Source organism: Marinibium conchae (assembly GCF_015595035.1).
Taxonomy (GTDB): Bacteria; Pseudomonadota; Gammaproteobacteria; order Enterobacterales; family Alteromonadaceae; genus Glaciecola.
The window spans coordinates 319,221-331,762 of the sequence record NZ_JADNRN010000003.1 but is presented as its reverse complement, the minus strand read 5'-3'; the positions used below and the strand labels follow the sequence as shown (position 1 = coordinate 331,762).

Genomic DNA, 12,542 nt, shown 5'->3' with positions numbered 1-12,542 from the left:
TCGAAAGGTTTGATACGACGCGTTATTTGTTCTTTTTATATGCCTTTATTTGTTGTTTCCAGAAGTCGGCCGTGAGTTCGTTGATGAGATTCGACTCGGCGTTCATTAGCATGGCATAACCGACGCCAAGTTCTGGAGAGAACGCTATATCCGCTCTGTAGCCTTGCACCCAGCCACCATGATAAATGATCTCAATATCGTCAACATTATAAACGCGCCAACCCAAGCCGTAATGAGCGTCTTTGATTATCTTGCGCCATTCTCTTCGATATAACTCGCGCTTGGTTCTCACTCTAGGCTCCGTTAACGACTCAATCATATCCTTATCAATAATATTAGGGTAGTCGAGCAGCATCGCTTTAAGCCAGATTTCCATGTCTGCTGCACTCGCATTGATACCTGCCGCAGGGTTGTATTTGTAATAGTTGTTTTTAACTTTCACACTAACCCATTTGTTTTTATCTATCGCCGCATGAGGTTTGGCCCAAAGTGTTGATGACTCTAAGCCTTCCCTGCCGACACTAGCGGTTGGCATTTTTAAGGGGGTTAGGATTTTGTCAGTAATTTCGCTCGCAAAGCTTGTATTTTTGCCCTTGTAATACTCTTCCAACACTCCAAAGAATGTGTTTTGATAGGTATAACAAATACCAGGCTTACATAGAGAATCTAGCTTTTCAAGATGCTGTAATACCCTTGGTAGATCGTAGTTTGCTTCAATTAAATTATCGTAGGCATTGGGAATAAAACCTGTAGATTGCCCAACTAAATGAGTGAGTAAAATGGGGCTATCTTTATAGTTATCAAACTTGTAGTCGGGTAATAAGTCTTGAAGGCTATTTTCCCAGCTATAAGTCGCGTCCTCAACTTCTTTCGCGACAAAAGCGGCGGTGAAGGTTTTTGAAACCGAGGCGAGTCGAAATACTGTTTCTTTATTGATAGGCGTGCCATGGCGGTCAGTTTTGCCATAGTATGCAAAATGACTTGTTTTACCTTTTTCAACCATGATGAAAGCCAAGCCGGGTAACTTTTTATTCTGGGCTTTTTGCTTAATGTCTCGCTTATATTGCGACAACCAGTCTTCATCTGCACTAACAGAAGTGCAAAGCGAAAAACCCAAGAAGATAATAATTAATTTTGATATAGACAAATGCTGCACTTTTTATTTTTATTGTATTTTGTCCACCCGGAATGGTGAGAACACAATATTAGCAATTGACCCCAGTAATTCAACATAAGTTCCATTTACGTGTTCCGAAAAGAACGTGTTTTTGTTTCATTTCAGCGTACACTGACGGTAAATAAATATAGTAATGGCCTACAAATGACCGCCTTGTCGCTAAATACAGAGTTGATGAAAAATGCTCGACTGGCTAGAGACGCACGTTTCGACGGTTTGTTCTTTATTGGTGTAAAAACCACCGGAATTTTCTGTCGTCCTATTTGCAAAGCGCGTGCGCCTCTGGAGAAGAACGTGGTCTATTACGCCTGCGCCATTGAAGCGATGAACCAAGGATTTCGACCTTGTTTACTTTGTCGGCCCGACAGTGCGCCCGGTTCATTTGCTTGGAAAGGAGTAGAAACTACTGTTGAGCGCGGAATGAAGCTTATCGGTGAAAACTTTGAGGCAAGCATAAGCGACATCGCAGACAGACTGGGTGTGTCTACCCGCTACTTTAATCGACTTTTTAACGAATATTTACAAATTTCACCAAAACAATATCAACTTTATCATCGGCTGTTGTTTGCCAAAAAATTACTTCACGAATCTAGCTTGTCTATAGAGCTGGTTGCGCAAGCGAGTGGCTTTTCTACTGCTCGACAAATGCAAATACACATGAAGAAAGTTACCGGCTTGAGCCCGTCAAACATCAGGAAAAAAAGTGCTGATCGCAGTTCCCATAAGAACCAAGAGTTAAGTGTTTTTTTATCGTACAGGCCGCCTTATGATTGGCCCTCGGTGCGTGACTTTTTTAAGCTAAGAGAGTTACATTGCAATGAAAAAATATCGGATAATAAAATTGAGAAGGTGCTGACGATTAAAAATCAAGCGGTACTTATCAAAGCTGAGCATAAAGCCCAGAAAAACGGCTTTGAAGTGTGCTTGAAGTTACCCGACGTAAGTCTACTTAAGGACAGTATTCGGGCCGTTGGCAAGATGTTAGATTTACAGTCAGATAGTATGCTTATTGCGGCGGCAATTGCTGAGTCTGGTTTGCCAACTCGGTATATTGCCAAGGGACTTCGTTTGCCTGGCGTGGTTAATCAATTTGAGGCGGCATGTAGAGCTATTATTGGTCAGCAGGTTAGTGTGAAAGCGGCGATATCTCAGCTCAATTTGTTACATCAAGTACTCTATGGAAACGTTGAGGGTGGCCTTGAGAGAGCTCTTGAGAAAGCTCATGAGAAAGGCACTGAGACTATGTACACGCAAAAGCTCAACGCTTTTGTGAGTCCGGAGCTTGTTGCTCGGGCTGATTTGTCGTTTCTAAAAATGCCTCAAGCCCGAAAAGATACCTTGAAAAGACTGGCTCAATTCGTGTTGGATAAGCCCAACGCTAAGCCTCAAGAATGGCTCGAATTAAAAGGTATTGGCCCATGGACTGTGAACTACGTGCTAATGCGAAACGCCGATATCCCTGATATTTTCCTCGATACCGACCTAGTTATCAAAAACAGACTTTTAGCGCTCGGGCAAAAAGGCGTTGAGATTCAACCCGACAACAGTGCGCCATGGCGTAGTTATTTAACACTCAGCTTGTGGGCCGCAGAATCGCTGGTGCCGGTGAAAGAGTAAAACAACAAGGAAAAAATGATGACTTATAGTAGTCAGGTGGCAACAAGTGCCTATGAGCTAAAATATCCACAGTACCAAGAATTGTCTCGAAGTATCGTAGCCAGCCCTGCTGGATATTTAACGATATTTGCAAGCGACGATGCAGTAAAGGCGATTGATTTTACGTCAACACATCCACAAGAGAATGAAAACCAAATATCTTCTCTTGCGGCAAGCCAGCTAAAAGAATACATTGCGGGTGCAAGAAAAGAGTTCGATTTGCCACTTGATCCAGAAGGAACTGCTTTCCAGAAAAGCGTGTGGCAGCAATTAATCCAAATTAAATACGGAGAACTCGCTAGTTATCTCGATATTGCAAAAGCCATTGGTAATGTAAAAGCGTGCAGAGCAGTCGGTGCTGCTAATGGCAGAAATCCTATACCCATCGTTATTCCGTGTCATCGCATCATCGGTAGTAATGGCAAATTAACTGGCTATGCAGGTGGATTAGAAAGAAAGTCTTATCTGTTGGCACTCGAATCAAAGGAAAATAGTGAAACCTTCTCACTTACTTGAACTGATTTTTCTAAGCGCTATTTGGGGTGCATCTTTCATGTTGATGAAAGAAACGGTGCCCTCGTTTGGTGTGTTTGCTTTAGTAGAGGTACGAGCAGCTATGGCAGCGCTGTGTCTATTACCCTTAGTGTATTTTAAACGCCAGTTTCCTGATTTAGTGGCCAATTGGAAAAAGCTGCTTTTTGTAGGTGCCTTCAACACTGCAATACCTTTTTGTTTGTTCTCCTATACGAGTATTCACCTTGATGCAGGCTTAACCGCTATTTTAAATGCCACCGCGCCGATGTTTGGTGCTGTTATTGCATTTTTATATCTTCACGAGCGTATAGGTCTGCATGGTTTAATAGGTCTTCTGATTGGTTTCTTTGGCGTGGTGGTGATCAGTCAAGACACGCAATCAAGCAATAGTATTAGCTTGCTACCAGTATTGTCGGCATTAGCGGCGACAAGTTGTTATGGCATTGCAGCCTGCTTTATGAAAAAACACCTAAGCGGTGCTAAGTCTTTTGCAGTGGCGGCGGGCAGTCAAGTATTTGCAGCAATTTTACTGTTGCCAGCGGCGATATATACCTGGCCGAGCGTTAATCCTTCGCCGACAACATGGATGTTCGCGATGATACTGGCGGTTGTTTGTACTGGCGTTGCTTATATTATGTACTTTGACTTGATTGCGAAGGTGGGGCCATCCCAAGCGATGATGGTTGGATATTTAGTGCCTGTCTTCGGTATATGTTGGGGCATCATCGTGCTTGGTGAAAGCTTGTCGACTCAAGCGATGATAGGCGGCACGATGATTATTTTTGGTGTGATGATCACCACAGGGATATTAAAACGAAAAGCGCGGATAAAAGCAGCTTAAGATTGTTATTGTTTTACCAAACTCAAGCGGCTTATGAGGTGTAAAGTGCAAATCAGTAAAGCTTATCAAGGCCTTTCAGTATGACCCGGTCGGATGCTGTCCAGAGCGGGTTTTAGGCGTAAGATGGCAGACACAAAAGTGTCGTCTTGAACTATTTTAACTTTGCAGGTTGAAAAATTAAGAAGCGCCTGCTCTTTTTCGCACTGAGTTTGAATAGTTGCTAAACCATGGCGAATATTCTCCATGAAGCGTCCAGAGTGTTTATCGTTAGTATTCTGCAATAATATTAGCCACTGACTCTCGTTAACCTTACCAAATTGACTGTCATCATTAAATTTGTGAACTGACTCTACTAAGAACTCTGATACCTTCGTTCCAACACTCACCAAATCTGGGATAACTTCTGCGGTGAGGGGCTTTTGGTAGAAGTCATTGAGTTGAATAAGCACCAAGTAGCCAGTTTCTCTAATTGCATTTGAGTCAATCAAATATTTTATCTGTTCGTCCGATACCATTTTGCAATGCGGCAGCACAATGGCGTCGCTTTGCATGTCTTTTCTAAAATAATACAGAAGGTTGTAGATAACGAGAAACAGAATGAAAATCACGGCGAGCACACTAATAACCGAAAAGATGAAGCCTTGGCTTATCTCAGTTTGCTGGTCATTTAATGGTGACATTAACACCATCGTCCAATTAAACAGATCCAGATTTACTTGGGCTAATAAAACATCTTCGCCATTGATAGTAATCAGTTGATTACTGATATTGACTGGCGCGGCGTTATCAGCGAAAGCGCTTTCTGAATCGATGTCGAGTGATACTAGCAAGTCTTGATACCAGTTGAGCTCTTGTAAATTATTAAACTTAGACTGAGTTGCATTGAGCAAAGGGTCAGACGACAGCATTATGTTGCCTTTGGGGTCGACGAAGATAAAGTCGTGCCCATAGCTTTGTTTGTGTTTGGCAAAAACATCGATAAAGGTAGAAAGACTTTTAGCGACGCCAAAAAAGCCTAGAAACTCGCCTTTTTCGTCAAATATTTTAATGTCGATGAAGAAGTGAGTGTCTTCCCACTTACCAATATCGCCAACAGATTTTTGAGGCGAATCTTTGTATTTGAAATACCAATTTACACTACCTTCAATTAGCTCAAGTGTTGAGCCGTCGGAATTAAACTGTTTTCTTTGTTTTTCAAGGGCAAGAAAAAAGCCCATGTTGAATTGATTTTCCAAGCGGGCAAGAGTAGAAAAAACTTTTTCAGTATCTAGCTCTTCGGTTTGCGCAGATAACCGCACTAAATCGATTATATCCTGCGATTTGCTTAAAGTTTCAGCAATATGTAATGGCTCGATAACCTGATCAACGACTAGTTTAACGGCTGGCGATAGGGAGGCTTGGTGCGAGCGGCTTTGCTCAGCGACAATTTTCGTCATACTAAAGTGAACAAGAGTAACGATAGATATTACGACTACAGCAAAAAGAATAAGTATGCTGCGATGAAGAGTACGAAAAATATTCATTATTTTACTAGGCTCTTTAAGGATTGGGTGGAGTAGCGATGAGCCAACTTCCTGTTTTGACTTCGGAATGGTAGCTTAAATATTGGACTGCGTCTACTGACAAGCGACGCCCGCTCGTTTACAATTACGCTCACTATATTTAAGGAATTATACATGTCGCTATCCGTTATTATTCTTGCTGCTGGCAAGGGGACTCGAATGAAATCATCTCTTCCTAAAGTGCTTCATCCTATTGCAGGTAAGCCTATGGTTGAGCACATAATCGACACAGCAAAAGAGCTCGATTGTCATAAGATTAATCTGATTTACGGACATGGCGCCGATTTATTGAAATCAGCATTAGCAGAGCATCAAGTAAATTGGTGTTTGCAAGCCGAGCAACTGGGCACGGGGCATGCCGTTCAGCAGGCGGTGCCGTTTATCGAAGATAACGATGATGTGATGATTTTGGTTGGTGACGCGCCGCTTATCAGTAGTGAAACATTGAAACGCTTAGTCGCTGCAAAGGAAAATGCTGACTTGGCCCTACTGACCGTGCATCTCGACGACCCAACCGGTATGGGAAGGATTGTAAGAGAGGGTAGCGACATAAAGGCCATTGTTGAGCATAAAGATGCAAGCGATGAGCAACGTCAAATTACCGAAATCAATACTGGTATGATGTTAATGTCGGGAAGCGATTTGAAGCGTTGGCTAGGCGCGCTGTCGAATGACAACGCTCAAGGTGAATACTATCTAACTGACGTGATTGAAATGGCGGCGAGTGAGGGAAAAACCATCAGAGCGGCTCACCCCGTTTGGGAGCGCGAAGTTGAAGGTGTGAATAACCGCGTACAACTATCTTCTTTAGAGCGAGCTTTTCAACTCAGAAATGCTGAAGCGCTCATGACCGCTGGGGTCAGTATAGCCGACCCATCTCGGATTGATGTGCGCGGTGAGTTAAGTGTAGGGAGCGATGTAAGCATCGATATAAATGCAGTATTTGAAGGCAAGGTGAATATAGGTAACGGTGTTGCCATAGGCCCAAACTGTGTATTGAAAAATTGTAGCATAGGCGACAACACCGTTATCGAGGCCTACTCCTTGATCGAAGACGCTCAGGTAGCTGAAGCCTGTAACGTTGGTCCTTACGCACGCTTGCGCCCCGGAGCAGATTTAAAAGACAAAGCAAAAGTGGGCAACTTCTGCGAGGTGAAAAAGTCGGTTATTGGTGAAGGCTCTAAAGTGAATCACCTTACTTACATTGGAGATGCACAAATAGGAAAAGGCGTAAATGTGGGCGCTGGCACTATCACTTGCAATTACGACGGTGTGAACAAGTTTACAACTGTGATCGGAGATGGTGTATTTGTTGGTAGTAATAGCTCTTTGGTCGCACCCGTAAATCTTGGGAAAAATGCGACCATTGGTGCTGGTTCCGTTATCACCAAAGATGCCAATGCTGATGAACTCGTTATTGCCCGAGGCAAACAACGCGGTATCAGTGGCTGGGAAAGACCAAAGAAGAAGTAGCTCCCGTCGCCTACACTGTCGCTGCTTGGATGAAGCAAGCAGCGACGCTATCTTATACCTAATATCCTCAATAAAATTATTCTAAGGCTCATGAGCTAACTCTTGCTTAGACCTGCGATGCTTCTCTGCTGTGTAAATACACCTTGATATTTTCTTAATTTCTTACTTTTTTTAATTTACATTCTGCGGTATATTAGATTAATCTAATATATGTGATTGTGTTTATATCATGCTAACTCAAGAACAAAAAATCAATATGGCGCAGAGTGCTGTGGCCGCAGAAAGTTTATTAAAGCTGCTAGCTAATCGTTACAGGCTACAAATTATGTGCTCTTTAGTTGATGGCGAAAAAAGCGCTGGTGAACTCGAAGATATGCTAGATATATCACAATCTGCTGTATCGCAGCACCTTGCCAAACTGCGGGATAGCAAGGTGGTAGCAACTGAGAAGCGTGGTCAGATGGTGTTTTATAAATTGGCTAGTGTGGAAGTGAATGCAATTCTATCAACTTTATATCTTATTTACTGCAATAAATAAGTTTTTACTAATATTAAGGTTAAATGATGAACTACGAAAATGTATCAGTAGCGCAAGTTAAACAGTGGGTAGATTCAGGTGAGGCTGAGTTAGTTGATGTTCGCGAGCCAGCAGAATTTGCAAACCATCATATCGAAGGTGCAACTCTACTACCATTAGGTAAGATTGCTGCCAACGATTTGCCAGCAAACGATAAAAAGGTTGTTATCTACTGCCAGAAGGGCGCGCGTGGTAATTCTGCCTGTATGAAGTTAACAAAAGAAAATGAGTCCATCACTGTTTATAACCTTATGGGCGGCATTGAAGCTTGGAGTAAGGAAGGGCATGCAGTAAAAAAAGGCCAGTCGTCGGTATTACCGCTAGATAGACAGGTGCAGCTAACGATTGGATTGTCGGTACTGGCAGGCAGTGCTTTGGCATACTTTGTTAACCCTGCTTTTATTGCAATCCCTGCCTTCTTTGGTGCGGGGCTTACGTTTGCTGGTGCATCAGGTACTTGTGGGTTGGCTTTACTAATGGCAAAAATGCCGTGGAATCAATAGCTCGACGATAGTCATTATTCGCTCGTAACTTGCAAAACGAAATTTAAAAACTATAATGCCTTTCGATTCGAAACTTAAAGGCTTTCTTTTTTGCAAAAACGAAACACACAACAACGTCGAAGAACTATCATCGAGCGCTTAAATAAGTTCGGTGAAGTAGCTGTCGACGTGCTTGCAAAAGATCTCCAAACATCAGAAGTCACCATTCGAAAGGATCTTGCCGAGCTTGAAAATAGTGGCTTGCTACTACGCAAGTATGGCGGCGCTGTGCCCCTACCTTCTGAATCATCTGAGCTTTCTAGCGAAAAGCTTTCGCTTCGTAAGCAAGCAATAGGAAAGCTCGCAGCCACTTTAATTCACGATCACAATCGCATCATTATAGATGGCGGCAGCACAACTTCTGCACTTCTTCCTTGTTTGTCACAAAAATTAGGCTTAGTGGTTATGACCAACTCTCTGCATGTTGCTAACTCTCTTTTGGAAATAGAGAATGAGCCGCAAGTGCTCATGACAGGCGGAACATGGGATGCGCAGTCACATTCATTCCAAGGTCAAATGGCGCAAAACACACTACAGGCCTATAATTTCGATCAAGCTTTCGTTGGTGCTGCTGGTTTAGATATTGAACGGGGCACAACAACATTTAATGAATTAATTTCACTTACCAGAACGATGGCTGAAGTATCAAAGAGCTTGGTAGTCATGGCTGAAGCAGAAAAATTAGAGCGGAAAATACCTAACATTGAGCTTCCGTGGGAGGTGATATCGGTGTTAGTTACCGATAAGAGTCTTCCTGATGAAGCTAGAGCAAGAATTGAAGGGCATGGCGTTAAGGTGCTGTGCGCGTAGAGTGAGCAAATTTTAAAGTCGCTGGTGTTGTCGTCTAAGTATGATGACTTGAGCACGAAGCGACATATCGGTTAATAAAGAATAGGATACGAATATGTGTGGAATAGTTGGCGCAATCGCCGAGCGTAATGTTGTTGAGATTTTACTAGAGGGTCTTCGTCGACTAGAGTACCGCGGATATGACTCTGCAGGCGTTGCCTTATTAGATGGCGAAGGCAATCTTCATCGTGAGCGCCAAGTGGGCAAGGTAAAAGCCTTAAGCGATGCTATCGAGGCTAAGCCAATAAAAGGTTCTACTGGTATTGCTCACACTCGCTGGGCCACACATGGTGGTGTTAATCAAGCAAATGCTCACCCGCACTTTTCTACTGAACGTATTGCGGTGGTGCATAATGGCATCATTGAAAACTACGAGAGCTTGCGCGCAGACCTTCAAACAAAAGGTTATACATTTACCTCCGATACCGACACTGAAACGATTGCGCACACAGTGCACGAAGCACTTAAAAGCGGTAAAGACTTGTTAGCGGCAGTGCAGTCATCTGTCAAACAGTTTCATGGTGCTTATGGCACAGTGATTATGGATAAAGAAGACAGCGACCGAGTGATCGTTGCGCGCTCTGGAAGCCCTCTTGTTATTGGTTTGGGGATAGGTGAGAACTTCATCGCTTCTGATCAAATGGCCTTATTGCCTGTTACTCGTCGTTTTATCTTTTTAGAAGAGGGCGACGTAGCTGAAATCACGCGAACGTCAGTCACTATTTATGATGATAATGGTGACCAGGTTGAGCGTGACGTATTCGATTCGGAATTAGAGCATGATGCAGGCGACAAAGGTGGTTATCGCCACTATATGCTCAAAGAAATACACGAACAGCCAACAGTTGTGCGCAACACCTTACAAGATCGCTTAGGTGAAAACGAATTAGTAGAAGGCATTTTTGGTGCGGGTTCAGAAGAGATACTCAAGAACATAAAGCACGTACAAATTATCGCTTGTGGCACAAGCTACCATTCAGGCATGACAGCACGCTACTGGTTAGAACAATATGCGAATGTGTCGTGTAACGTGGAAATAGCCTCAGAATTCAGATATCGCAAATCAGTTGTGCACCCAAACAGCTTGCTAGTGACTATTTCACAATCAGGTGAAACTGCCGATACCCTTGCAGCTCTTCGACTAGCGAAAGAAAATGGTTATACCTCAAGCCTGACTATCTGTAATGTGCCAGGCTCTTCACTTGTTCGTGAATCAGATATGGCCTTTATGACGCTAGCCGGCGCTGAAATTGGCGTAGCATCAACGAAAGCTTTTACAACGCAACTTACTGGTTTCTTAATGCTTACTTTAGCCTTGGGGAAATACAACGGTATGTCGGTTGAAGACAAAAAAGCAATCATTGACGGCCTTCATAGCCTACCCAGTAAGTTAGAGGAAACACTTACATTAACGGCAGGCATTGAAGCCTTAGCTGAAGAGTTTGCCGACAAACATCATAGCTTGTTTTTGGGGCGCGGTGATCAATACCCCATCGCAATGGAAGGTGCACTTAAACTGAAAGAGATTTCTTACATTCACGCAGAAGCTTACGCCTCGGGTGAATTGAAGCACGGCCCACTGGCGCTAATAGATGATGAAATGCCAGTAATTGTGGTAGCACCAAACAACGAGCTACTCGAAAAGCTTAAATCAAACGTGGAAGAAGTTCGCGCTCGTGGCGGAATTATGTATGTTTTCGCCGATAAAGACGCACATTTTGCAAGCGACGACACCATGCGTGTGATTAACGTACCGCACTGCGAAGAACCCATCGCACCCATCATCTACACACTGCCGTTACAGCTTTTGTCGTACTATGTTGCGGTAATTAAAGGCACTGATGTTGACCAACCTAGAAACCTAGCCAAATCGGTTACGGTGGAGTAGGCACAATCGCAGGCACAAGGACGTGCCCTGCGCCAACCGTCATTCCCGACTCGTTCGGGAATCTCCGACGTCAACAGTCATTCCCACGACAACAGTCATCCCCACGACAACAGTCATACCCACGACAACAGTCATACCCACGACAACCGTCATTCCCGACTCGTTCGGGAATCCCCATAAATAGAAGCAGACATTTCACATTTGTGTCCGGTTGGTCTTGACCAGAACAGATGGACATGGCTCAATGAAAGTTGTCAGTGTCATTGATGAGCAGCGTGTTGACGTTACATATAATTTTACTGTCGCAGATTTTCACACATACTATGTAACAAAGAAAAATGTTCTTGTTCATAATTGTAATAGAGCTGAACTAAAATCAAGTGCTTTTGGAGACAAAATGGGGGGATCAGAGTCTGCCGTCAAAAATAGAGTATCTGAGGCTAAAGTGCATAATGCACTGGGTATAGTAGTAAAGCTGACTGTTTATCTTGTGAGTTAAAGACTAGCATAGATAGTAGAACAAAAGAGCAGAATTTCGAATTAGGACGTGGACAAAGTCCATCTTCTCCAGAATTTAAAACACACCAAAATAGAATCGAATTTGAACAGAAGCAGCTGGATGAATTCAATAAATAGGCTCTGATCACAATGAACGAACTTATGCTCGAGCAGAGCACCTTTAAAGAGCTCCTGGAATTATTCTTATCTGGGGAAGTTGAAAAAATTTGGCGTAGTCAAACTAAAATGTCTACTCAAATCGGCAATTTTTTATGGGATAAAATTGAATCGCCAAAGGATATAAAGCCTTTATTTTATTCGCCATTGGAATCTTGCCAGTACTGGGGTACTTATATAGTCAAGGAAGGAAGCGTTGAATACAAAGTTTTAATGGATTTGGTAATTTGCTTTGCCGCATCACCATTTTCTTCTGTTCGTAACAATGTATGTTCTGCTTTGTGGTCGTTTTGGGATGTAAAATATTCGGAAACACTTATTTTATATCTCAATGAAAGTAATGAAAAAATTAAAATTATAGCTACCCTTTTACTAGGGAAATTATCTGATAAAGACTATGCGAATGTAGTTTCTGAAATTAAGCAGGACAAGTATAGTTATAAGAGTATCCAATACATAATTGATTATCATGATGCTCTTAGGAATGGTGATGTAAATTTAGCTAAAAAGATTGCTTCGAATGCAAATGATATAGTTCTTGATGAAGTTGAAAAGTTGAAAAGTTGAATTTAGTTTTGAGATCAAGAAAATTATTGAGACACCCATGATATCTAACTCGAAAAAGGAGATGGTATGCAAGTAAAAACATGGCATGACCACCGCGCTGAGATGCGACAAGAAGACCGCCAAGAATGGTTGCAAGTGATTGCGATTTCTCTTGTGGTGATTGTAGCAGGCGCACTGCTGGGCTATCTGGTGCAGTGATAA

13 protein-coding genes are annotated in these 12,542 nt (G+C 42.8%); 11 read left to right on the top strand and 2 right to left on the bottom strand.

Annotated features, from left to right (window positions below):
• Positions 1–22: 22 nt before the first annotated feature.
• Positions 23–1,147, bottom strand: coding sequence for a serine hydrolase domain-containing protein (locus ISG33_RS12885; protein WP_195734021.1), 1,125 nt, complete (start codon positions 1,145–1,147; stop codon positions 23–25).
• Between the two features lie 174 nt (positions 1,148–1,321).
• On the opposite strand from ISG33_RS12885, the gene ISG33_RS12880 reads away from it, so the two are divergent.
• Genes ISG33_RS12880 through ISG33_RS12870 form a run of 3 tightly spaced genes read left to right on the top strand, consistent with a single transcriptional unit; the run spans position 1,322 to position 4,208 of the window.
• A complete protein-coding gene (locus ISG33_RS12880; RefSeq protein ID WP_195734020.1) occupies positions 1,322–2,794 on the top strand; it encodes a DNA-3-methyladenine glycosylase 2 family protein in 1,473 nt (490 codons plus the stop codon).
• Between the two features lie 15 nt (positions 2,795–2,809).
• Positions 2,810–3,349, top strand: coding sequence for a methylated-DNA--[protein]-cysteine S-methyltransferase (locus ISG33_RS12875; RefSeq protein WP_229333587.1), 540 nt, complete (start codon positions 2,810–2,812; stop codon positions 3,347–3,349).
• Positions 3,327–4,208: a DMT family transporter gene (locus tag ISG33_RS12870; RefSeq protein ID WP_195734019.1), complete on the top strand. Its 882-nt coding sequence runs from the start codon at positions 3,327–3,329 to the stop codon at positions 4,206–4,208. The genes ISG33_RS12875 and ISG33_RS12870 overlap by 23 nt, the downstream gene beginning before the upstream one ends.
• Positions 4,209–4,273: 65 nt before the next feature.
• On the opposite strand, the gene ISG33_RS12865 is transcribed toward ISG33_RS12870, so the two are convergent.
• On the bottom strand, positions 4,274–5,731 hold the full coding sequence (locus ISG33_RS12865; protein WP_195734018.1) for a cache domain-containing protein: 1,458 nt from the start codon (positions 5,729–5,731) through the stop codon (positions 4,274–4,276).
• A gap of 153 nt (positions 5,732–5,884) precedes the next feature.
• On the opposite strand from ISG33_RS12865, the gene glmU reads away from it, so the two are divergent.
• From glmU to ISG33_RS17185, 8 genes are all read left to right on the top strand, one after another.
• Entirely contained in the window at positions 5,885–7,243 is a 1,359-nt protein-coding gene (glmU, locus tag ISG33_RS12860; protein WP_195734017.1) for a bifunctional UDP-N-acetylglucosamine diphosphorylase/glucosamine-1-phosphate N-acetyltransferase GlmU, read from the top strand.
• A 229-nt stretch (positions 7,244–7,472) separates the two neighbouring features.
• A complete protein-coding gene (locus ISG33_RS12855) occupies positions 7,473–7,781 on the top strand; it encodes an ArsR/SmtB family transcription factor (RefSeq protein ID WP_229333586.1) in 309 nt (102 codons plus the stop codon).
• 23 nt (positions 7,782–7,804) lie between these two features.
• Positions 7,805–8,323: a rhodanese-like domain-containing protein gene (locus tag ISG33_RS12850; protein WP_229333585.1), complete on the top strand. Its 519-nt coding sequence runs from the start codon at positions 7,805–7,807 to the stop codon at positions 8,321–8,323.
• A 90-nt stretch (positions 8,324–8,413) separates the two neighbouring features.
• Positions 8,414–9,172, top strand: coding sequence for a DeoR/GlpR family DNA-binding transcription regulator (locus ISG33_RS12845; protein ID WP_195734016.1), 759 nt, complete (start codon positions 8,414–8,416; stop codon positions 9,170–9,172).
• 94 nt (positions 9,173–9,266) lie between these two features.
• The gene (gene glmS / locus ISG33_RS12840) at positions 9,267–11,099 is read left to right on the top strand and encodes a glutamine--fructose-6-phosphate transaminase (isomerizing) (RefSeq protein ID WP_195734015.1); all 1,833 of its coding nucleotides are present in this window, start codon (positions 9,267–9,269) and stop codon (positions 11,097–11,099) included.
• Between the two features lie 244 nt (positions 11,100–11,343).
• On the top strand, positions 11,344–11,598 hold the full coding sequence (locus ISG33_RS12835) for a hypothetical protein (protein ID WP_195734014.1): 255 nt from the start codon (positions 11,344–11,346) through the stop codon (positions 11,596–11,598).
• Positions 11,599–11,747: 149 nt separating this feature from the next.
• The gene (locus tag ISG33_RS12830) at positions 11,748–12,341 is read left to right on the top strand and encodes a hypothetical protein (protein ID WP_195734013.1); all 594 of its coding nucleotides are present in this window, start codon (positions 11,748–11,750) and stop codon (positions 12,339–12,341) included.
• 66 nt (positions 12,342–12,407) lie between these two features.
• Positions 12,408–12,539 carry a hypothetical protein gene (locus ISG33_RS17185; protein ID WP_255528900.1) on the top strand — a complete coding sequence of 44 codons (132 nt, stop codon included), beginning with the start codon at positions 12,408–12,410 and terminating at the stop codon, positions 12,537–12,539.
• The last annotated feature ends 3 nt before the right edge of the window (positions 12,540–12,542 follow it).